The organism is Chryseobacterium lactis (assembly GCF_003815875.1).
GTDB lineage: Bacteria > Bacteroidota > Bacteroidia > Flavobacteriales > Weeksellaceae > Chryseobacterium > Chryseobacterium lactis.
On sequence record NZ_CP033924.1, the window covers coordinates 1,443,941 to 1,466,257 of the forward strand.

17 protein-coding genes are annotated in these 22,317 nt (G+C 37.7%); 3 read left to right on the forward strand and 14 right to left on the reverse strand.

The genetic code is table 11. The annotated features are described in order from the left end of the window. Window positions 1-150: 150 nt before the first annotated feature. Entirely contained in the window at window positions 151-687 is a 537-nt protein-coding gene (locus tag EG342_RS06200) for an adenine phosphoribosyltransferase (RefSeq protein ID WP_103288881.1), read from the reverse strand. Then, on the reverse strand, window positions 688-1,893 hold the full coding sequence (locus EG342_RS06205) for a hypothetical protein (protein ID WP_103288882.1): 1,206 nt from the start codon (window positions 1,891-1,893) through the stop codon (window positions 688-690). Window positions 1,894-2,281: 388 nt separating this feature from the next. Here EG342_RS06205 and EG342_RS06210 point away from each other — a divergent pair, with 388 nt between their 5' ends. Next, complete coding sequence (locus tag EG342_RS06210) at window positions 2,282-3,013, forward strand: ZIP family metal transporter (RefSeq protein ID WP_103288883.1); 732 nt, start codon at window positions 2,282-2,284, stop codon at window positions 3,011-3,013. A gap of 226 nt (window positions 3,014-3,239) precedes the next feature. Here EG342_RS06210 and EG342_RS06215 read toward each other — a convergent pair whose 3' ends face one another. Genes EG342_RS06215 through EG342_RS06240 form a run of 6 tightly spaced genes read right to left on the reverse strand, consistent with a single transcriptional unit; the run spans window position 3,240 to window position 11,643 of the window. Then, window positions 3,240-4,571: a quinol:cytochrome C oxidoreductase gene (locus EG342_RS06215; protein ID WP_103288884.1), complete on the reverse strand. Its 1,332-nt coding sequence runs from the start codon at window positions 4,569-4,571 to the stop codon at window positions 3,240-3,242. Between the two features lie 8 nt (window positions 4,572-4,579). Continuing rightward, window positions 4,580-5,266: a c-type cytochrome gene (locus EG342_RS06220; RefSeq protein WP_103288885.1), complete on the reverse strand. Its 687-nt coding sequence runs from the start codon at window positions 5,264-5,266 to the stop codon at window positions 4,580-4,582. 1 nt (window position 5,267) lies between these two features. Then, window positions 5,268-5,789 carry a DUF3341 domain-containing protein gene (locus EG342_RS06225; RefSeq protein ID WP_047484637.1) on the reverse strand — a complete coding sequence of 174 codons (522 nt, stop codon included), beginning with the start codon at window positions 5,787-5,789 and terminating at the stop codon, window positions 5,268-5,270. Continuing rightward, the gene (nrfD, locus tag EG342_RS06230; RefSeq protein WP_089793739.1) at window positions 5,776-7,173 is read right to left on the reverse strand and encodes an NrfD/PsrC family molybdoenzyme membrane anchor subunit; all 1,398 of its coding nucleotides are present in this window, start codon (window positions 7,171-7,173) and stop codon (window positions 5,776-5,778) included. The genes EG342_RS06225 and nrfD overlap by 14 nt, the downstream gene beginning before the upstream one ends. A 25-nt stretch (window positions 7,174-7,198) precedes the next feature. Next, complete coding sequence (locus tag EG342_RS06235; protein WP_103288886.1) at window positions 7,199-10,261, reverse strand: TAT-variant-translocated molybdopterin oxidoreductase; 3,063 nt, start codon at window positions 10,259-10,261, stop codon at window positions 7,199-7,201. Between the two features lie 23 nt (window positions 10,262-10,284). Further along, complete coding sequence (locus EG342_RS06240) at window positions 10,285-11,643, reverse strand: c-type cytochrome (protein WP_103288887.1); 1,359 nt, start codon at window positions 11,641-11,643, stop codon at window positions 10,285-10,287. A 184-nt stretch (window positions 11,644-11,827) separates the two neighbouring features. On the opposite strand from EG342_RS06240, the gene EG342_RS06245 reads away from it, so the two are divergent. Then, window positions 11,828-12,385 carry an SPOR domain-containing protein gene (locus tag EG342_RS06245; protein ID WP_103288888.1) on the forward strand — a complete coding sequence of 186 codons (558 nt, stop codon included), beginning with the start codon at window positions 11,828-11,830 and terminating at the stop codon, window positions 12,383-12,385. A gap of 53 nt (window positions 12,386-12,438) precedes the next feature. On the opposite strand, the gene EG342_RS06250 is transcribed toward EG342_RS06245, so the two are convergent. The 6 genes from EG342_RS06250 to EG342_RS06275 form a co-directional block, all read right to left on the reverse strand. After that, window positions 12,439-13,716, reverse strand: coding sequence for a DUF6080 domain-containing protein (locus EG342_RS06250; RefSeq protein ID WP_246008743.1), 1,278 nt, complete (start codon window positions 13,714-13,716; stop codon window positions 12,439-12,441). 76 nt (window positions 13,717-13,792) lie between these two features. Beyond that, entirely contained in the window at window positions 13,793-14,653 is an 861-nt protein-coding gene (locus tag EG342_RS06255; protein WP_103288889.1) for a T9SS type A sorting domain-containing protein, read from the reverse strand. Between the two features lie 83 nt (window positions 14,654-14,736). Then, window positions 14,737-16,278: a protein adenylyltransferase SelO gene (locus tag EG342_RS06260; protein WP_103288890.1), complete on the reverse strand. Its 1,542-nt coding sequence runs from the start codon at window positions 16,276-16,278 to the stop codon at window positions 14,737-14,739. A gap of 75 nt (window positions 16,279-16,353) precedes the next feature. Continuing rightward, complete coding sequence (locus EG342_RS06265) at window positions 16,354-18,732, reverse strand: transglycosylase domain-containing protein (protein WP_103288891.1); 2,379 nt, start codon at window positions 18,730-18,732, stop codon at window positions 16,354-16,356. A 6-nt stretch (window positions 18,733-18,738) separates the two neighbouring features. Continuing rightward, window positions 18,739-19,203, reverse strand: coding sequence for a gliding motility lipoprotein GldH (locus EG342_RS06270; protein ID WP_103288892.1), 465 nt, complete (start codon window positions 19,201-19,203; stop codon window positions 18,739-18,741). Further along, entirely contained in the window at window positions 19,196-20,581 is a 1,386-nt protein-coding gene (locus EG342_RS06275) for a PSP1 domain-containing protein (RefSeq protein WP_103288893.1), read from the reverse strand. The genes EG342_RS06270 and EG342_RS06275 overlap by 8 nt, the downstream gene beginning before the upstream one ends. A 493-nt stretch (window positions 20,582-21,074) precedes the next feature. On the opposite strand from EG342_RS06275, the gene EG342_RS06280 reads away from it, so the two are divergent. After that, the gene (locus EG342_RS06280) at window positions 21,075-22,313 is read left to right on the forward strand and encodes an OmpP1/FadL family transporter (protein ID WP_103288894.1); all 1,239 of its coding nucleotides are present in this window, start codon (window positions 21,075-21,077) and stop codon (window positions 22,311-22,313) included. Window positions 22,314-22,317 lie beyond the last annotated feature (4 nt).

The window sequence follows — 22,317 nt, forward strand, 5'->3', positions numbered from 1 at the left end:
TTATCAGTATTATTGTTTAAATGTTATCAATTCTTGTGTATTGATTGTAAAAACGGTTCGACTCCGGTCGGCGTGACATTGATAAACCTATAATTTTTTATAGTAACTGTCATGCTGAGCGGAGTCGAAGCATATTGTTTATTTTGAATTTTAATATCCTAAAATATGGTAGACTTCTGCACCGAATTTTTTCAGTTTTTCGTCACCATTTAGTCCTTTCAAACCGATCAGAAAGCTGAACTGGGAAACAATAGCACCTTGTTTTTCTACTAACTTGGCTGCTGCCTCAGTAGTTCCGCCTGTAGCTAAAAGATCATCATGAATCAAAATTCTTTGTCCTTTTTTAATCTGCCCCTCACGAGTTTCAATGATGGCACTTCCGTATTCCAGATCATAGCTTTCAGAAATAACCGGGGGAGGGAGTTTTCCTGCTTTTCTTATCAGGATGAAAGGAACTTCCAAAGCAACTGCAATTGCAATTCCAAAAAGATAACCGCGGCTTTCTATTCCACACACTGCATCTACTTTGCCTTTGCTGAACGCTGCCAGATCAGCAATTACATCTTCATAAAGTTTCGGGTCTAAAAAGATGGGCGAAATATCCTTAAACTGTATTCCAGGAATTGGAAAATCCGGGATATTTTCGATAGTATCTTCTAGTTTTTTGATCAGTTCTGCTGAAGCCATTTATGGGTTTATTTTATAGCTGGAAATTTTCCAGTCTCCGTTTACGTTTTTAAGTCCGAAAGTTACTTTCAATGAAGTTGTTTTTCCTGTTTTATCAGTCACATCATACGTTGCGTTTACACTTGCACCATTAGGGTTTGATGCGCTCGTTGTAATGTTTTTCACACTTACATTTTTTACGGCCCCGAAACCGGAGTTTGGATTTGAGAAAGACTCATAGCTTCCCCAACTTGGATTATTTGATGTTTCGTACGCTGCCTTTAAGTTTTGAGAGCTTACACTATTCAAAAATTTGCTTACCGTATTTTTAGGATCGGCGGTTGGTTGCTTTGGTGCTGCCGGTGTTGTTGCAGGAGTCGTAGTCGCTCCCGGTTCTGTAGTTGTAGCAGGTGTTGTCGGATTATTAGGATCCACTACAGCACTTGGTTGTTGCGGTACTGCGGTTGTGTCAGCTTTAGGAACTGTAGGAACCTTCAATGCAGCAGCATTGACATCAAGTCCGATTTTTGACATTTTGAAAGTCTTTGCTGTAGTTTTTACAGAAACCGTAATATCAATTTTGTTATCTATTACTTTTGCAGCAGGAATAGATGAAAACTTCAGATTGAACCCTTTGAAGTTGTTATCCTGCATCAGGTTTTTTGCGGTAGAAAGTCTTACTCCATTACTGAAAACTTCCAGGGTAGCTTCAAGACCTGCTCCTGTAAATGATACAGGATTTCCAGCGGCATCCACAAGTCGTGGTACAATCTGGATGGCTGTAGGAGCGCCGTTTCCGTCGTCCCCTGTCGGTCTTGTAACAATGCTTAATGCACCTGCTTTTACATCATTGGGATCGCTTTCTTTGGCTTTATCATCTCCGAAGATATTCATTTCTCCAAGTGAAGGCGGGTCAGTACTTGCCCATTCTATTCCGTTTTTCTGTGCAACTTCGTCAGCAAGGCTAAGGATTTCAGGTACCTTTTTCCCGTTGATCAGTTTTCCAAGAGCTTTTAGCTCATTCACATCACCATCAGCTTCCACGCCAAATGTTTTAAGGATGTAAAGAGCCTCATTAAACTTAATCTGTTTAATGGTTGATAAACTGGCAGTCATATCATTGATACTTGACTGCAATGTTTTAGTATTCGTAGCATCTACATGATCTTTCTTGCACGCTGTGAAAAGCAACAAGCTGAGAATAAGTAGAAAAGAAAACTTTTTCATTTTTATTTGGTTTGCTGCAAATTTAATAAAACCTTTATTAATACTGGGTTTTTATTTTTTGTTTTGTTGTTCTTTTAAATTACGCTTGAAGAAATTATCACAAATTGACGGTATCCTTTGGACATAAAAAGCGAGTTCAAATGTTATTTTGTAAAGAATGTTTTCTTTATTGAGTTTTACTTTGAATTGGTATTTTACTACAATGTTATAATGATTGACAAGAAATTTGGTTATGCGCTATTGAAAGTGATAATTAAATGTTGATGTTTGATTGAAATTTTTAATGATTAATAATTTTGAATGTCATATTACCTTTTTTTAACTCTTAGATTTAAATATTCTAAAAAATATAGCTTATTTTTATTTGTGAACATTTATATCCAAGGTCATGACATCATTACTTCAAAAAACAATTTTATTTAGCCTTATTCCTGTATTTATGATGATCATAGGTGGAATTATTGCTATTTATAAAAAACCTGGTGGTAATGCCAGAAGTCTTATTCTTCATTTTGCTGCCGGTGTGGTGTTTTCCGTTGTGGCAGTGGAAATTCTTCCCGATGTCATTAAACAGCATAAGCCTGTGCAGGTGGTTATAGGTTTTGCTCTGGGTTTAATAACAATGCTGTTCATCAAACGATTTGCAGAGACGAATAAAAAGGAAGAAGAAGGTATTACCGGAAGTAAGTTACCCATCAGCCTACTCACAGGTATTGGAGTTGATATTTTTATCGATGGAATATTATTGGGGATTGGGTTTTCGGCGGGGGGAAGTGCAGGAATGCTGCTTGCCTTTGCCTTGGCTATAGAGCTTCTGAGTTTGGGTATGGCAACGGCGACTGAGTTGGGAAATAATAATCTGAGTAAGAAGAAGTCCATTATAATAATCATTGTATTAGCGATACTCTTTTTTATAAGTGCCATGTTGGGAGTCGTACTTTTACGCAACTCATCTGAAAGCACTATGGAGATCATTCTCTCTTTCGCTTTATCAGCACTGTTGTTCCTTGTGGTTGAAGAGCTTCTGACCGAGGCCCATGAAGAAAAAGAAACGGTATGGCATACTTCATCGTTCTTTATTGGGTTTCTCATATTTCTGATATTGGGGATGCTGGTATAAAGACTTATCATCGTTTTCAGCGATAAAGAGTCATCCGATAGAAAGACGGGCCAAACAATGTTATTCAAAAAGATAAACTTAGAGGGATATAAGATCTATTTACTTCAAGTAGATAGGATAGCGATTTAAATTAATTGATTGTATGAGAGTTTTACAGTTCAGTTAAATCCATAAAAAAAGACTGATTGGTTTACAATCAGTCTTTTTTTTATCTTGTTATAAGTCCTTAGAAAGGATACTCATAAATTTCAGATTCGTGTAAGAATGGGTTTCCTGTAGGAATCAACTTCAGTTTTGATAAAGCTGAAAGTACAGTAAACATAAACAATCCTGCTACAAATAAAACAGCTCCTGCTATTAATAGGAATACTTCAGGAGTGTTCCAGTAAGGTCCTACCGTTCCAGGCATTACCATATTGAAATAATCTAAAAGGTGACCTAAAATAACTACAACAGCCATTGTTGTTACTACTTTATAGTTTCTCTTGATGCTGCTACTTACTAATACCAATAAAGGTAATAAGAAGTTGATGATTAGCATTGGTAAGAACGTAGTACCATAGTGCTGGAATCTTCCGAAGAAGTAGTTAACCTCTTCCGGTACGTTGGCATACCAGTAAAGCATAAACTGAGCGAACCATGTATATGTCCAAAGCATACTTGTAGCGAAAAGGAATACTCCTAAATCGTGTAAGTGGTTGTCATTGAACTGTGGTAAGAAACCATTTTTCTTAAGATAAACACTTAATAAAATGATAACAGCAATACCACTTGAAAGGCAGCTAACCATTGAATACCAGATATACATTGTAGAATACCAGTGAGGGTCAATAGACATCAACCAGTCCCAAGCCCAAGCTGCAGAAGCAAATCCGAAGAATGCGATATATCCTACTGCCCATCTGTAAAGCATTTGATACTCTACTTTTGATTTTGTATCATCTACTTTCTTAGACTGAGCTTTCAGTTTCCATGCAAAGAATGAAGCACCTATTACATAAATAAGAGTTCTTATTGCATAGAAAGGAATATTTAAGAATCTTTTCTTTTCAAATAAAATTACATCGAAATGTGCAGAGTTTGGATCTGTTAAATCCGGATCCATCCAGTGGAACAAGTGACCTTGGTGGAAAATATTCAATAACATGATTATTACCAGGATAGCACCTCCAAAAGGAATATAAGAAGCAATAGCCTCCATCACTCTTGTAATGATAATTGGCCATCCCGCATGCGCTGCATGTTGAATACAGTAGAAAAATAATACTGCACAGCTTACTCCGAAGAAGAATACAGCTACGAAATGTATGGATGCTAAAGGCGAATTGTGGATCTGCATTGCTGCATGCTCTAAATGAGCATTGTGATCCTGAGGTCCTACCATTTCACTTGAGTGTGTAGGAGCAGTATGACCAGAAGCATGAACAGCCTCCATCATTTGTTCTATTTTCTCAGTAGAAATTCCTTTGTTCAAAAAGAAACCAATACCGAAAAGAACTAAACCTACAACAAGAAGTATTATAGAAGTTGATTTTAATTTTGGTGAAAAACTATACATTTCTTTTCTTATTTTTTAGTTTCAGTAGTCGTTTCAGTTGCTGGTGCCGCCGCTGTAGCTGCTGCCGGTGCTGCTGCTCCTTTTTTGAAAGCACTCATCACATACATTGCTACTCTCCATCTATCACCAGGGTTTAGCTGTCCAGCATAAGACCCCATCGCGTTTCTACCGTTTGTTAATACATAATGAACAGACCCTACAGTAATTTCTCTGTCAGCATAATTTGGTACCCCAGAAAATGCTCCACTTTGTACAATAGGTCCTTGTCCATCACCACCTGTTCCGTGACATGCGGCACAAGTGTGGTCAAACAATACTTTTCCTCTTTCAAGATCCTTAGCTGCGTTAGCCGGATTTAAAGGAGAAGCTGTCATTTTTTTAGAAGCGTCATACCCTGCATTGTACTCGTCAACATTCTTTGGTAATAAGCTTTCTTCAAAAACTCCATCTTTATTTTGAGCTACTGATCCTTCTACTGGAGAAAGACCCGTTGCACCATTATTTTTAACAAAAGCAGGAATCTCATTTTCATGATCTGAATACGCATCCTGAGCTTTCATCAATGGATCATAAGCTACCGGAAAATACATATCCGGGAAATATACCAAAGGTGTATTTTCTTTTGGTCCGCAAGAGTTAAGTAAAACTGTTGTTAAACCTAAAACTGCTGTAATTTTTAATACATTCTTTTTCATTTTAAGCGTCTTTAACAGTTATTTCTTCAACTCCAGTTTCAATTAGCAACTGTTTTACAGATTCTACATCTTCAGTTACGAATTCCATCATGAATTTATCATCAGTTGTTCTTGGGTCCGGATTCTGAGCTGGAGCTCCTGGATACATTTTGTTTCTAACCAAGAAAGTTAAAGACATCATGTGAGCTGCACAGAATACCATCAATTCAAACATTGGAACTACGAATGCCGGCATATTGTGTGCCCAGTCAAATGCTGGTTTACCACCAATATTCTGTGGCCAGTCATGGTTCATTACATACCAGGTTACCGTAGCACCGATAGTAACACCATAAAGAGCGTAAAGAAAGGCAGCATCAGAAATTCTTGTCTTCTTTAACCCTAAAGCTTTGTCTAGCCCGTGAACCGGAAACGGAGTATAAACTTCGTTTATTTTGATTCCTTTATCGTTGAATGCTTTAACGCCGTTCATTAAATCGTCGTCGTCAGCATAAAGTCCGTATACAATTTTAGTGGTGCTCATCTCCTTCTTTTGCTTTATAAGTTTCACCTGAGATTTTCAAAATCGATTTTAATTCAGCCTGTGCAATTACAGGGAATGTTCTTGCATATAATAAGAATAATACAGAGAAGAATCCGATTGTTCCTAAGTATACACCCACATCAATGATCGTTGGCTTAAACATTGTCCAAGATCCTGGTAAGTAGTCTCTGGAAAGGTTGATAACGATGATATCGAAACGCTCAAACCACATACCGATGTTGATGATCAATGCAACGATGAAAGTCCAGATAATGTTCGTTCTTAGTCTTTTGAACCAGAAAGAAGCCGGAATAATCAAGTTACAAGTAATCAATGCCCAGAAAGCCCACCAGTAAGGTCCTACTGCAGCACCTGGAGATAGATATGTAAAATCTTCAAATCTAGATCCTGAGTACCATCCGATGAAATATTCAGTAGCATAAGCTACAGTTACCATACCACCGGTTAAGATGATTACGATGTTCATAATTTCGATATGATACATTGTAATATACTCTTCTAAGTGACATACTTTTCTTGCTACCAACAATAACGTTTGTACCATTGCGAATCCTGAGAAGATTGCACCAGCAACGAAGTAAGGAGGATAGATCGTAGAGTGCCATCCTTTAATTACTGAAGTTGCGAAGTCAAAAGATACGGTTGTGTGTACCGAGAATACAAGTGGAGTTGCCAAACCTGCTAGAACCAAAGAAAGTTCTTCGAATCTTTGCCAGTGCTTTGCTTTACCACCCCAACCGAAGGCAAGGAATGTATAAATCTTTTTAGTCCAAGGAGTTTTCGCTCTATCTCTGATCATTGCAAAGTCAGGGATTAATCCCATAAACCAGAATACAGTTGATACAGAGAAATACGTAGAGATTGCAAATACGTCCCAAAGTAGAGGAGAGTTGAAGTTCCCCCAAAGAGAACCGAATTGGTTTGGTAATGGGAATACCCAGTATCCAACCCAAACTCTACCCATGTGGATTACAGGGAAGATTGCTGCCTGTACAACCGCAAAGATCGTCATCGCCTCTGCAGATCTGTTTACAGACATTCTCCATCTCTGTCTAAATAATAATAATACTGCTGAGATTAGGGTCCCGGCGTGACCGATACCTACCCACCATACGAAGTTGGTAATATCCCAACCCCAGTTAATAGTTCTGTTAAGCCCCCATGCTCCAATACCTGTCCCGATAGTATAAGCGATACATCCGAATCCATAGATGAATAGAACTAAGGCTGCATATAATGAAATCCACCATAATTTACCTGCTCTTTCTTCGATAGGTCGTGCAATATCTTCTGTGATATCGTGATAAGTTTTGTGACCAATAATTAGAGGTTCCCTTATCGGAGCTTCGTAATGTCCTGACATTTTTTACCTATTTATTATTTAAACTTTATTTTTCTACTCTGTTTCTTACTTTAGTGTGATAGAACACGTTTGGCTTTGTTCCGATCTCCTCTAGTAAATAATATCTTCTGTTAGATGCATATTGCTCTCTAATTGAAGAATCTTTATCATTCATGTCTCCAAATGTCATTGCCCCAGTAGAACAAGCTTTAGAACAAGCAGTCTGGAATTCACCATCCTTCACTTTTCTTCCTTCTTTCTTAGCCTCAAGAATAGTATTCTGAGTCATTTGGATACACATTGAACATTTCTCCATTACCCCTCTAGTTCTTACAACTACGTCAGGGTTAAGTACCATTCTTCCTAAATCGTTGTTCATGTTGTAATCGAACTTGTCATTTAGGTTATAAGTAAACCAGTTAAAACGTCTTACTTTGTACGGACAGTTGTTTGCACAATATCTTGTACCGATACATCTGTTGTAAGCCATATGGTTTTGACCTTGCTTACCGTGTGAAGTAGCCGCTACCGGACATACAGTTTCACATGGAGCGTGGTTACAGTGCTGACACATTACCGGTTGGAAGATTACATCAGGATTATCTGCAGGGTGGTTTAATGCCCCTCCTTCTTTGTTGAATGCAGTACCGTATAATTCTGGTACAGCCATTCCTTCTTTTAATCCTTCGTATACTTCTACCTTTTGTCTTGAAGAATAGTAACGGTCAATTCTTAACCAATACATATCTCTGGACATTCTTACCTCTTCTTTACCTACAACAGGAACGTTGTTCTCTGCCTGGCAAGCAATAATACATGCTCCACAACCAGTACAAGAGTTCAAGTCGATAGATAAGTTGAAGTGAGGTCCGTCTGTATCATCAAATGCGTCCCAAAGGTCGATTTTTCTTGCTGGAAGAGCTCCACTGATTGTGTGGTATTCCAAAGGCTTGTTCCATCCTTTGTGCTCATCATCAAAAGCTACATTAATGAATTCAGCTAAAGGAACTTCCTTCGCGATTTCATAACGACCCATTAATGTATTCTGAAGCTGGATACCTGCGAATTCGTGATCTTCTCCTGTTTTCTCGATTTTAACACCAGAAAGAACAAGGTTAGAACCATCGAATAAAGGATAAGCATTTACTCCTGTATCAGCAGTTGCTCCTGAGTTTTTCTTACCATAACCAAGCGCAAGACCTACTGATCCTTCTGCCTGACCTGGTTGAACGAATACAGGAACATCTTTTATTGTTACTCCGTTTACAGTAAGGTTTACGATAGAACCATCCAACTGCATTCTTGCATTAAGATCGTTATCTATTGCAAACTTCTCTGCATCTTTAGGAGAAATTGTCAAGTAGTTATCCCAAGACATTCTGGTGATTGGATCAGGTAACTCTTGTAACCAAGGGTTGTTTGCCTGAGTACCATCTCCCATAGAAGTCGTAGTGTATAATACTAATTCTAATTCGGAAGCTTTGAAGTTTCCTAGTTCAGCAACAGCCTGAGCCGCGTTTCCGCCAGCGTAAGATAATGTTGTTGAGTTCGTAGAAGCATTAATACCATTATATAATGCTTTGTTGAAAGAAGTACCACCTAAAAGAGAAGCAGAGCTTGCCTTTAAATAATCGTAGTAGTTGTTTGAAGCATTATTTTTTCCATTCTTCCATACCAATAGAGATTCTTCGATCTGTCTTGATTTGTAGATTTTCTGAATCGTAGGCTGCATTAATGAATATACACCTGTCTGTGGTTCGATATCTCCCCAAGACTCTAGCCAGTTAGCAACTGGAATTACAGCTTTCGCTGCTTTGTACATTTCATTTTTCTTATCAGCAACAGCAACTACGTAAGGAACTTTTGATAAAGACTTTTTGAAATCTTCTCCTTTTGGATGAGCGTAAATAGGATCTACATTGTTGGTAACTAATACCCCAACTTGTCCTCCGTTTACCCATCCTAAGAATTCCTGGTATCTTGCACCATTGAATTCTTTTAAAAGGTTGGCCTTACCTGTGAAAGCTACTGAACCTAATTTTTGGTTGATTAAGTGTGCTAAAACCTGTGCTCCTTTAGAACCGTCAGCGAAAACAACAGCTTTGCTGCCTTTTGCTTTCAATTCGTTTGCAATCTCTGTAGCAGTCTTATCAGAAGTACCACCACCAACAATTGCATTGTAAACTTCAACTAAAGTTTTGTTTACTGCACTTGGCTTTAATCTGTATCTTGAGTCAGCGTTAGCACCAGTTAATGACATGTTAGATTCCACTTGAATGTGTCTCAACATGCTTGCTCCCGGTTTTCTAGCCGCTGCATAAGAAGACTCTAAACTTGAAGCGTTATAATCTCCTAAGAAATCAGCCTGGAAAGATACTACCAATTCAGAACCTTTAAGGTCATAAACAGGTAATGTTCTTTGTCCGAATACTTCCTGAGCTGCATCTAATCCGGCAGCATAAGGATAAGCATCGAAAGTTACCAATTCTGCTGTAGGATATTTAGCTTTGAATTCAGCGAATAACTTTTTGAAAGTTGGTGAAGCAAAAGAGTGTGATAAAACCACAATCTTTTTGCCTGACGCTTTAGCTTCTTCCAAACCTTTAATAACAAAACTGTCTACTTTATCGAAAGTTTCATCTTTACCGTCTAGTTTAGGCTGCTTTACTTTATCATTATCATAAAGAGAAAGTACACTTGCCTGAGCTCTTGCATTAGTTTTACCTAAATCACCACCAGCCGGGTTTGGTTCTATTTTGATAGGTCTTCCTTCACGGGTTTTTACTAAAACACTAGCAAAGTCGAAACCATCAAAGTAAGTTGAAGCGTAATAATTAGGGACTCCCGGAATAATATCATGCGGTTTTACCACATAAGGAATCGTTTTGATTACCGGAGCTTCGCAGGCAGCTAATGTAACTGCTGCTGTAGAGAATCCTAATAATTTCAGGAAATCTCTTCTTGAAGTACTTGATCCGTTTTTCTCAGCATCTCCAAGGAAATCTTCTACCGGAATTTCTTCCTGAAACTCTTTCTGAGCCAGCTTATTATTTAAAGCTGGATCTTTAAGTTCATGAATACTTCTGAATTGTATTTTGTTTGAAGCCATTTATACTTCTAATTTTTTAGTTATTAATAATGACATTTACCACACTCAAGACCTCCAATTGCATCTACAGTGATCTTACCTCCATCTTGTGGATACTGTTTTTTCAACTTGTCATGTAGATTCTTGAAGTACTCTTTATTATAACCGTTGTTCATATCAACCTCAGTCGTTCTGTGGCACTCAATACACCATCCCATAGTAAAGTCGTTAGCCATTTGAACAACATTCATTGTATCAATTTTTCCGTGACAAGCTTTACATACAACATCAATTTTGTTGTTTGGATTCTTTTTGTTGAAAGAATTGATGATCGCTTGTTCTCCAGCAATTACGTGTTGAGAGTGATTGAAGTAAACGAAATCCGGCATGTTGTGGATTCTTGTCCATTCAACCGGTTGTGTTTTTCCTGTATACTGTTGTTTTGCAGGATCCCAACCTGTTGCTGCGTAGATCTTCTGGATTTCTCCGTCATAGAATGCCTTGTCTTTTCCTGGCTCCATGTAGTGATCTGCGTTGTATTCAGAGATAGTTCTGTGACAGTTCATACAAACGTTCATAGAAGGGATCTCAGATACCTTTCCGTATTTAGCACTAGAGTGACATAACTGACAGTCAATTTTTTGTTCTCCAGCGTGGATTTTGTGAGAGAAGTAGATCGGTTGCTCAGGTTTGTACCCTTTGTAAACCCCAATCCACATTAACCAGTTCCATACTCCGTAAGCTGCCAAAATAGCAAGGATAGCTAGTAAGCCTTTTCCTACATAGTGGAACTTCTCGTACATTTCCTTGAACGAACGAACTCTTGTTTCGTTAAGACCTGCTAATTCCTCAGACTGGCCTAGTTTTACAAGCTGTCTTAGTTTAAGTAAGATCCAAACTAATAAACCTGCGATCGCTAAAAGGGAAATGATTACAATGTTTGTAGTCGTTTTGTCTGCTGGTGCTGCCGCCGTTGCGTCAGTTGCAGTGGTTGCTTCCGGTTTTTTCTCTTCCGGAGCCGGAGGATTAGTAGTGAAAGCTAAAATGTCATCAATATCCTTCTCTGTAAGATTAGGAAACTGTAACATTTCAGTTTTATTATACTTTTCGAAAATTTCATTGGCGTATTTATCCCCAGAAGCTCTTAGAGCTTTGTTGTCTTTGATCCACTTGTGAAGCCAATCTTTGTCTACACCACCTTCTGTCTTTACTCGTTCTACAACCCCTTTCAACGGTGGTCCTATTACTTGTTTATCCAGCGCGTGACATGCAGTACAATTCGCTTTGAAAAGTTTCTCTCCGTTTTTAGGATCGCCGTCTTGCCCGTAAAATGAAGCACTGGTTGATAGCAATAAGCCTATTGCGATCAACGTTTTTTTATAATGCTTTCTCCAACTAATCATTTAAATTATCTTATGTTAGTAAATTATTGAACATTCAATCAATTCCGCAAAAATAATATTTTTAACAGGAATTTAACGGTATATCCAAAAGGGAAAATATCATTTACGTTTAATTTGTATTGATTCTAAATAACTGGTTTGGTATAGTTTTTTAATTTGTATAAATTTGCGCAAACAAGTTTAAATGAGAAATTTGATCAAAATATTTTCGATATTATCATTATTTGGTTTTTATAGTATTGAAGCACAGCAGGTTGTTAAAAAAGATACCCTTTCGGGAACGGAGCTTGTCATGACGATGGATTCCAAAATCAATGCGGCTCTTGAAGGAATCGAAGGCAAATGTTCTAAAGTGGTAACAAATAATCCTTCCCGGGATTATGGAAATATTGATGGTGGTATTTCTACGGGAGGAATTGCGAAGCCTCCAAAAATATATGTTCCGAGCAGGGAACTTACCAATGCTGAAATTTGTAAAAAAAATCCTAGAATTTTAGGATATAAAATCCAGATTACAACAGTAAAAAGTAATGAGGAAGCTAATGAGGTGAAATCATATTTCAGAAAAAGATTTCCAAATTTGAAAGTAGAAACGGATGCTTCTTTAAGACCTAATTACAAGATTTTAGCAGGAAGTTATTTTACGAAGCAAAGTGCTGCTTCTGACCTTTCTAAGATCAGAGAGTACTTCAAATCTGCAGTAGCAGTACAGTACAGAATTTTCTGTGCTGAAGCGAAATAAGATCAATTTATTCAAATAATAGAACAAGAAAGCTGAGATTTTTCTCAGCTTTTTTATTGGTAATAGGTTTCCATAAACCAGAAGAATTCTGACATTCTAAACCAATTATTGGCGAGCAGATAGACGAATAATATACTGACTGTTACGGTTAAAAATGACAAAATTTTAGCGGATCCGGCGTACGCATAGAAAAGCCATCCTAACATCAGTGGATATACAAAAACAAAGTGCCCGCCGTAGATATATGATGTATGAAGTCCGAATCTCATCATGCAATGGATCACAATATCAATGAAGAAAGATATCATAATCACCTGTACCCATTTATTTTTGAAATTTTTAAGATAACTCCAACTTATCAGGATTAATATAATGCCTATAAATAGATAAGAAAATACTGATGAATACAGATCCATATACAGTCCTTTGAAGGCAAATCCCTGCATGTTGTGTTTATCTGAGAGAATAAAGCTTGGAAATAAGATGTTTCCTCCAAAAAAGAAGGAAAGAATCATGTCCCAGGTGGGCATCGTTTCTACGTTGGAAAACTTTTCATACTGCTGATTGGTTTTTGAAAAGATCGTTTCGTATTTAAAGTCGATTCTGTTTAAATAAAGCAAGATGTAACAGATTGCAGCAATACTTACTCTCAAAGCTGCACTTCCCAGCTTTTTCCAGTTCTTAAAAAGGTTTTTCTCAAAAAGAACCGGAATAAAAACCTTTACAAAATTTGTTATCGTAAGTCCTCCGATACTAATCGCAGCCAGTGACAGTGCTAGAGCCGGCGTTTTTTCTTCTTTTTTAAGCTTGATAGCTGCGTAATAATTGTATAAAGAAAGTAAAAACAGGGTATATGTAAAGTTCTCCGGAGTAAAAGATAATAGGATGTTGGTCGAAAATACTCCAAAGAACAGGATAATGAGTAAACTTAAGTTGAAAGGAAGCCTGATAATATTCCTTACATATTTATAAACCTGAATAATATTTAAGCTGATAATGATATTACTGAGCCATGCCAATGTCAATCTGAAAGTAGAATCCATTTTTCCGCCAGAAATGAATAATGAAAACTCCCTTACCCAATTAAAAAAATAGTAGGAGAGTGGATGTCTCTCAAAACTTCCGCCGGTCATAAGTATAGATTTGTTGTCAAAGCTGAAGTAGGCATCCCATGGAATTCTGTTGTCAAATATTATCCTGTAGTGAATAGCAATATAAGATCCCAATATTCCGTAACAGGTAACGAAAAACAGGAAAATAGCCAGTTCGGTATAAGACGATGGGAAAACCAGTCTTAAAAAATGAATGAATTTTGTTTTGATAAAAGACACGCGTCGTATTTTTTGCAAAAGTAAAACAAAAAACCACCAATTTTGGTGGTTTAATGAAGATTGTATAACGGTGTTATTATTGTTTGATAACTTTTTCTGTAGTAGAAGTGCCGTCAGAGAACTCTACCTTCATCAGATAAGTCCCTTTCGGAAGTGATGAAATATCTGCTTTCCCGGAATTATTACCGGTAAGTGCTTTTCCTGAAAGGTCAATCACTGTGGTTGATTTTATTTTTTTATCTGTTTTAATATTGATTTCTCCTGTTGTAGGATTCGGATAGAAAGATGCACTGGTTTTTGTTTTTGAAACTTCAGTTGTTGCAAGTGTGCCGTTGGCAATAACTTGTACATCATCTATTGAAACAGCATCAGCATCGGTAGCGGTGTACTGGAATCTGATTTTTACATTCGTTTGCCCGATATAAGAATTTAAGCTTTTTTGAACTGAAACTGTATTATACAGATCAGTGTCTACGTTGCCATCACCGTCATCAATGAATCCGGGTTCTGTGTCTTCGTCCCAAAGAGTTGTCCAGTTTGTCCCGCCGTCTGTGGAGATCTGGGCAATAAGGTTTCCTTTATTTAAGCTGATCATATATGCCCAGCCTAATTTTACTTTGAAATTGAAGACAGGGCTTGATGCACCAGCCAGACTGAATGTAGGGCTTACTAAATTGGCAACATTAGCTGATGAATGCCAGTCTAAAGTCGCTGAATTATTTCCGCTTATTTTAAACCTTGTTCTTAGTTCTACGTTACTCGCTCCTGTCCCGGCAAAAACAACACTTGTGAAATCCCAAGCTCTTAGTGGGTTGGTGTTGGATTTTGTCCATCCTGTAGGTGGAAATGTAGCTCCCTCAAAATCTTCTGAAAGTAATGTTTGGGCATTACCATACAAGCAAGATAAAATTGCTAAAGAAAGTATAGTTCTTTTCATATTGAATATTTTCTTAAATGTAGTGAAAATATTTAATATTATGATTAAAAAAATAATATAACGTTCAAATTATTAGCACTTTATCAAGAACTGCAAGAAAGTGTAGAACATCCGGTAGTGTCGTTATAGTCAGATGGTCTTTTGCGGGAGAACTCTGGAAACAGCTCTTCATAAGGGGTCTCTAAAGCCTTAGTCAACTTTTCAAGCATCTCTGTTTTTCCGCTATTGATTTCCTCAATACACTCATAAAGCAGATAGTTTCTAAGGATAAATTTTGGGTTTGTTTTCTTCATAAGGGCTAAAGAATCTTCTTTGGAAATTGAGTTTAATGCCAGACGAGATCTGTATTTTCTTATAAAATCTTCAAGCTTTCTCAGTTTTTCTTCATCCCATGCTAGGTAAGACACATTTTTGAAATGTTCTTCCAGGTTTGTCTCTGAGGTTAGTTTTTCCAATTGATTAAAAAACAAGGTGTAATCAAATTGTACTTCCTGCATTAAGCCCTGCCAGTTGGTGAAAAACTCTTCATCTTCCTCTTTTAGTTCGTCAAAACCGAATTTCTTGCAAAGCATTGTATCATGAGCTTCCCAAAAATAAGTTCCAAAATGATTTAAAGTATCCTCCAGGAATTTTTCATCCTCAATCAATGGGTGAAGTGCATTGGCAAGCTGCCAGAGGTTCCACTGGGAAATCTGACCTTGTTTTCCGAAAGCATATCTTCTTCCCGGAAGATCTGTGGTATTGGGCGTAAAATTCAAATCATACTCATCCATCATTGAATAGGGGCCGTAGTCAATGGTTAGCCCTAAAATTGACATGTTATCGGTGTTCATGACCCCATGTACAAATCCAACTCTGAACCACTCGACCATTAAATTTGCGGTACGTGTACAAATGTTCCCGAAGAAATCTTTATATCTCTGAATGCCGGATGATGTAATTTCCGGATAATAATTTTCAATAGTGAAATCGGCGAGCTCCTGTAATGTTTTATATTCTCTTTGAGCCGACATCAGCTCAAAATGACCGAAACGCAAAAAGCTTTCGGCGGTTCTTATAACGACTGCTCCTTTTTCCAGTTGCGGATTTCCATCATACATCATATCGCGAACCACCTCTTCTCCGCTAAAAGTCAGGCTTAATGCTCTTGTAGTAGGAACTTTCAGATGGTACATGGCTTCGCTCATCAGGTATTCCCGGACAGAAGATCTCAAAACAGCTCTTCCATCTGCATGTCTGGAATACGGCGTAGCACCGGCTCCTTTCCATTGGATTTCCGTTTTCCTGCCTGAATCATTGGTGATTTCTCCTGCCAGAATTGCTCTTCCATCTCCAAGTTGTCCGGCCCAATTGCCAAACTGATGGCCTGCATAAGCCGTTGCATAGGTTTGAATATTTTCCGGAAGATTGCTTCCAACCAGAAAGTCCAGATCTTTTTCATCAAATTTCCCCAGTCCTATTTCCTCCGAAAGTTTTTCGTTAAAGGCAATCAATTGAGGTTGATCAAAGCCTGCCGGCTGAGTTGTTGCCAATAAAACTTTTGGAGTATTCCTTTGCATAGGGTTATTGGAGAAATCCCCGGGAAATTTCTTGATAAAGGGCTGTCTGATACGATCGATATTCATCCTTCAAAGGTATTAATTATAAAAGAAAAGACCTTCCAAATTATTGAAAGGTCTTATGTATTTCTAAAAGAGAATTTATTTATTGAAATCTACCTCATCGTTGGAATGAAGGTTTTCATTGATGTTTTCCTCTTTCTTTTCTGTAGGTTTTTTAGGAGTAGGATCTGCCGGCCTTGGATTTTTGATCTCGTCAATCGTTTGAAGGCTTCCGTCATCTCCATATCCGCCACTTAACCCCTTAAGGTTTGAGCATCCGTCTTTCCAGTCTGAAGGTTTGATAAATTTATCATCAGGTGTAACTCCTAATGTTTTATCTGCCCATACTTTCTTCATGAAAATAGCCCAGATCGGTAATGCCATTCTTGCACCCTGACCTTCACCTGTACCAAAGAAGTGAGTTGCTCTGTCTTCCCATCCAACCCAGGCTCCTGTCGCCAGTTTTGGAGTAATTCCCATAAACCAACCGTCGGAGTTGTTCTGTGTGGTACCCGTTTTAGCTGCAATTTCCACTGCTTTTGATATTCCTCTTCTTCCCAGTTCTCCTGAAGCGGTACCATATTGTGCAACACCTTTCATCAATTCAATCATGGTGTAGGCATATAATGGGTTCATTACTTCTTTTGGTTCTACATTTACTTCTTTAATAACCCTTCCGTTGGCATCTTCAATTCTCCAGATCATTTCCGGTTTATTGTAGTTTCCATAGTTGGCAAAAGTACTGTAGGCACCTAACATTTCATAGATGGTAATATCTGATGAACCTAAGGCGATTGTATTGTTTCTTGGAATATCTTCCGTTACTCCCAGATCTCTTGCAGTCTGAATAACGGCATCTACGCCTGTCATTTCAATAAGTCTTGCGGCAACCGGGTTTTGGGAGTGTGCCAATGCATCTTTTAAAGTAAGCATTCCACCTCTTCCCGGAACGTGCCATCCGTTATGATCATAAGTTCCGTTGGAAACTGCCGAACAAGGAGTCATTCCCAATTTCATAATAGCAGTAGCATATACGAAAGGCTTAAAGGTAGATCCTACCTGTCTTTTCCCTTGCTTGATATGATCATATTGGAAGTGTTGCCAGTCGATACCACCAACCCACGCTTTGATCTCACCGGTTCCAGGAACCATTGACATTAAGCCTGCCTGTGCAATCTGCTTGTGATATCTGATAGAATCCCATGGTGACATTTCAACTTCTTCCTCTCCGCTCCATGTAAATCGTGAAGTTTTGATCGGTTTTTTGAATTCCATCATAATGGAATCTTCAGGCATACCATCTGCTTTAAGCAGCTTGTATCGGCCGGTTCTCTTCATCGCCTGAAGCATAACAGCACTAATTTGCTTGTCTGTAAGATAGTAGAAAGGTCTGTTCTTTCTGCCTCTTTGTTCTGCATCAAATCTTTTCTGAAGATCAGTTAAGTGTTCCTTGATCGCTTCTTCTGCGTACTTCTGCATTTTAGAATCAAGAGTCACATATATTTTTAAACCATCCTTATACAGGTTAAGTTTCTTACCGGTTTCTTTTTCATGAGTTTCAAGATATTTATCAATCTCTTTTCTCAAATAAAACTTATAATACGCGGAATATCCGTCAGTAATACTTTTAATAGGGTGGAAATCTACCTCTACAGGAGTGCTGATTGCCTTTTGATAGTTGGCATCACTGATATATCCTGTTTTCTGCATCTGATCCAGTACAACGTTTCTTCTTTCTTTTGCCTTTTCAGGATATCTGTAAGGGTTGTTTTTTCTTGGATTCTCAAGCATGGCAACAAAAGTCGCTGCTTCCGGTAAAGTAAGTTCCGAGGTCTTTTTATTAAAGTAAACTCTGGAAGCCATTTCAATACCATTGGCATTGAAAAGGAAGTCGAATTTATTGAAATAAAGAGTGATAATCTCTTCTTTGGTATATCTTTTTTCAAGACTTACAGCCACTACCCATTCTTTCAGCTTCTGAAATCCTCGCTCAAATTTGTTTTGAGAAGCATTTCCTGTGAAAAGTAGTTTCGCAAGCTGTTGTGTAATGGTGGAACCACCACCACGTCCACCACCATATGCTACCGCTCTGGCAACTGAATATAAGTCGATTCCTGAATGTTCTTTGAAACGCTCATCTTCTTTTGCCTGAAGGGCATAAATAAGGTAAGGAGGAAGATCCTTATACACGATAGGCTGTGTTTTTTCTTTTTCAAATTTGCCTAAGGTGACCCCATCTGAAGAAATAATCTCTGAAGCGACAAAGATGTCCGGATTTTCAAGTTCTTTTACATCTGGCATTTCCCCAAGGAAACCCTGAGAAACAGCAAAGAAAAGCCCTGAAATTCCTAAAACTACCGCAATGAGTCCAATCCAAATAAATGAAACCCATTTTTTCCAGGAGGTATTCTTCTTTTTTTTGGGAGGCAGAGGAAATGTTTTCCCTCTGTTTCCTGCATTTTTCTTGTTTTCTTCCATTTATGGTTACGGTTTAGCCGTTTCTATTTTTACCCCAACGTCCTCAATTCCCGGAAGGTTATCATTTCTCATCGCCTGCGTCAGGCCGATTTCATATTTTCCTTTTCCCGGAAACTTATATTTTAATCTATACTGAAACAATGTTTCCTTCGTATCACCAAAGCCTGTACCAAGCCATTCTCCGTTTGGTTTTGCCAAAACATAGTTTAAGGTATCTGTTTCCTTTTTCTTGTTCTGAAGATTGGTGAAATTGACAATAAACCTTATATTGCTGTAAGGATAATTGTTGTTGTTTCTAATGACAAATATAATATTTTTAGGATTCTGCGGATCTGAAATTTCAAGATTAAATTTTTGCTCACTTTTCTTATTCCATTTATTATCAACGGAATTCATGATAACTTCTTCTCCTGAAGAAGAGTTGCAACTAAAGAAAAGGATAAGGGAAAATAATCCTAAAATTTTACGCATTGTTATCTTTTTTTGGAGGATATTTCTTTTTAAATTTTTTCTTGTTCGGATTGTTCTGTGGCTTTTTCTCAGCATCAGCGTTGCCTTCTACTTTTTCAACAGGTGCTTTTTGTTGTGGCTGTTGTTTTTGTGGTCTTGGCTGGTTTCCTGAATTTGCAGTAGGGTTTTCGGGTCTCTCAGATCGTTCAGGTCTTTCTTGCCTTTCCGGTCTGTTTTTCTTTTGCCCTTGGTTTTGTCCCTGGTTGTTATTGGGCTTATTCTGAGTTGGCCTGTTTCTGTTTCCTCTGTTTTTCTTTTCAAAACGATCCACATTATTTTCCTGAATAAGGTCAATACTTTGTAGTGGAGTGTCAGGTTGCTTCAGATCTTCCAAAGGAAGGATTTTTTCACCTCTTTTGTTTTTTGAGATTAGCTTTTTAACCAGATCAATGTCGAAATCATACCACGCAACAGAGCTGTCTACATAGGCAAACCACATTTTCTTTTTGAAAACATCTATTTTAATACAAAAGGCTCTTCCTTTTTCTGTTTCAAGAGTTGTTGAAGAAGATGGGAAATTGCTTAATGCATCCAGGTAACTGTCCAGTTCATAATTAAGACAACATTTTAATTTACCACACTGTCCTGCCAGTTTTTGGGGATTGATGCTTAATTGCTGGTATCTTGCTACGTTGGTGTTTACCGATCTGAAGTCGGTAAGCCATGTAGAACAGCAAAGCTCTCTACCGCAAGAACCGATACCTCCTACTTTCGCAGCTTCCTGTCTGAAACCGATCTGTTTCATATCGATTTTAGTTCTGAAAGCTCCGGCATAATCTTTAATCAACTGTCTGAAATCGATACGATTATCAGCAGTATAATAAAATGTAATCTTTGAAGCGTCACCTTGGTATTCCACATCGGTGACTTTCATTTCAAGACCTAATCTCTGAGCGATTTTTCTCGCTTCAAGCTTTACGCTGTCTTCTTTTTTTCTTACGTCCTGCCACACCTCAAGGTCTTTTTGGTTGGCTTGTCTGTATATTTTTAGGGCAGATTCTTCAGAAAATTTTTTCTTTTTCATCTGAATTTTTACCAATTCTCCCGTAAGGCTTACTACGCCTACATCGTGTCCCGGACTTGATTCTACTGTAATTACGCTACCAATATGTAAAGGAATATTGTTTACATTTTTAAAAAACGATTTCCTGTCATTTTTAAATCTAACTTCCACAAAATCACACCTGTTTGGTGCCGGATTGTTGATGTTAGAAAGCCAGTCAAAAACACTTAATTTATAACTATTCCCGCAGGTATTTACATTTTCACAGCCATTTGCGGTTTTTTTAGGGCCGCAAGAATGTGCAGAATCGCCGGATGTTTTACATCCACAACTCATATTACTATTATTTATAATCTTGCAAATTTATGTATTTTTATCTTTATGCAATTCTAAAATAGTTAAATAACCCGAATTCCTACTAAAACACTGATCAATTTTAATGATAAAAGTCACGTAGATCATGAAAAAAAGATGTTAATCAGTCTGTTGCGTTGAGTTGTCTTTTTCAAAATCACCTGTATTGTGTTTTATAATTTTTATTAAACCAATATTTAAAAATTTAACACTCGAGTTCGCTGTATTGTGAAATATTATATGGACTTTTGGAGTAAGAAATTATCTATAGTTAAACCGTTGTTTAATATTAAACAATAAAATAGATCTCGTTTTGATGAGTATTTAAATGTTTAATAACCTTTGTTTTATATTTTATTTTTCATAAAGTGTTATTTTAAACATAATTTTCTTTTAAGATATTGTTTAAAATATTGGGAAATATTAACAGGTGTATTCAAAATAATTTTATATTTGGGTTATATAATAACAGTCTATGAAAAAAATATTAGTATCAACTGCTTTATTGGCAGGCGTTTTATCTTACGCAGGGGGCTTCAGAGTTTCATTGCAGGGGGTAAAACAATTGGCAATGGCGCATACTAGTGCTCATGCCGAAGATGCGAGTGTGGCATTCTTTAACCCGGCGGGTATGTCATTTATCCCTTCCAAGCTGAGTGTAGTAGCGGGAGGGTTTGGTGCAAGTAATAAAGTTACTTTTCAGAACTTGAATACTTTACAAAGTACAGCAACAGATAACCCGTTAGGGACTCCGTTCTATGCAGCGATTACTTATAAACCAATAGAAAAGTTATCTGTAGGTCTTAGTGTTACAACTCCTTTTGGAAGTACAATCCAGTGGCCGGAGAATTGGGAAGGGAAAGAAATGGTACAAAAACTGGAACTGAAAAGTTTCTATTTCCAGCCGATGGTTTCTGTGAAACTTGCAGATTGGGTGTCTTTCGGTGCTAGCTATATCTATGCAAGAGGGATTGTGGATTGGGATAAAGCAGTAACACAATTCGGAGGACAGGTTAATATTAAAGATAAAAAAGCAAGCGGTCACGGATATGGATTCGGTTTCTATTTCAGACCAGATCCGAAATTAGATGTAAGTATTGCTTACCGTTCACCAGTGGATATGAAGGCTAAAAACGGGGTGGCTACTTTCCAGTTCCCGTCACAGTCTATTTATTCACAGCTGAAATTAAATGGGGCAGGACAGGATGGGTTCTCTGCAACACTTCCGTTGGTTGAAGAATATACTATTGGTTTAACCTATAAAGTTACTCCGAAATGGCTGGTTTCTGCTGACTTTAACTATCATGGATGGGAAAGATACAGCAAGCTTGTATTGGATTTCGAGAATGCTCCTATTGGAAACAGTCCGTCAGATCCGACAGTTCTTATAAGTCCTAAGAACTTCAAAAACTCCAAAACCTTTAGATTGGGTACTCAATATGCGTTTACCAACATGATTTATGGACGTTTAGGAGCTTATTACGATGAATCTCCTTATTCTAATGAAAACTTTATCCCTGAAACACCATCATTTGATACGTATGTAATTACAGGTGGGGTAGGATTTAAGTTGAAACAATTTGGAATTGATATCGCAGGAGGATATGCATTGCCTCAATCCAGAAACGTGAATAATTCTGCTCTTGGGTTCTACGGACAGGCAAAAGCACAGGCATTCTACTTCGGTCTAGGTTTATCTTATAATCCATTTTAATTCA

Coding starts and splice junctions, on each gene's coding strand:
- EG342_RS06245 (WP_103288888.1), top strand. CDS start 11,828: ATGAGAAATTTGATCAAAATATTTTCGATATTATCATTATTTGGTTTT.
- EG342_RS06220 (WP_103288885.1), bottom strand. CDS start 5,266: ATGAAAAAGAATGTATTAAAAATTACAGCAGTTTTAGGTTTAACAACA.
- EG342_RS06240 (WP_103288887.1), bottom strand. CDS start 11,643: ATGATTAGTTGGAGAAAGCATTATAAAAAAACGTTGATCGCAATAGGC.
- nrfD (WP_089793739.1), bottom strand. CDS start 7,173: ATGTCAGGACATTACGAAGCTCCGATAAGGGAACCTCTAATTATTGGT.
- EG342_RS06265 (WP_103288891.1), bottom strand. CDS start 18,732: ATGGAAGAAAACAAGAAAAATGCAGGAAACAGAGGGAAAACATTTCCT.
- EG342_RS06200 (WP_103288881.1), bottom strand. CDS start 687: ATGGCTTCAGCAGAACTGATCAAAAAACTAGAAGATACTATCGAAAAT.
- EG342_RS06215 (WP_103288884.1), bottom strand. CDS start 4,571: ATGTATAGTTTTTCACCAAAATTAAAATCAACTTCTATAATACTTCTT.
- EG342_RS06205 (WP_103288882.1), bottom strand. CDS start 1,893: ATGAAAAAGTTTTCTTTTCTACTTATTCTCAGCTTGTTGCTTTTCACA.
- EG342_RS06255 (WP_103288889.1), bottom strand. CDS start 14,653: ATGAAAAGAACTATACTTTCTTTAGCAATTTTATCTTGCTTGTATGGT.
- EG342_RS06280 (WP_103288894.1), top strand. CDS start 21,075: ATGAAAAAAATATTAGTATCAACTGCTTTATTGGCAGGCGTTTTATCT.
- EG342_RS06210 (WP_103288883.1), top strand. CDS start 2,282: ATGACATCATTACTTCAAAAAACAATTTTATTTAGCCTTATTCCTGTA.
- EG342_RS06235 (WP_103288886.1), bottom strand. CDS start 10,261: ATGGCTTCAAACAAAATACAATTCAGAAGTATTCATGAACTTAAAGAT.
- EG342_RS06270 (WP_103288892.1), bottom strand. CDS start 19,203: ATGCGTAAAATTTTAGGATTATTTTCCCTTATCCTTTTCTTTAGTTGC.
- EG342_RS06275 (WP_103288893.1), bottom strand. CDS start 20,581: ATGAGTTGTGGATGTAAAACATCCGGCGATTCTGCACATTCTTGCGGC.
- EG342_RS06260 (WP_103288890.1), bottom strand. CDS start 16,278: ATGAATATCGATCGTATCAGACAGCCCTTTATCAAGAAATTTCCCGGG.
- EG342_RS06225 (WP_047484637.1), bottom strand. CDS start 5,789: ATGAGCACCACTAAAATTGTATACGGACTTTATGCTGACGACGACGAT.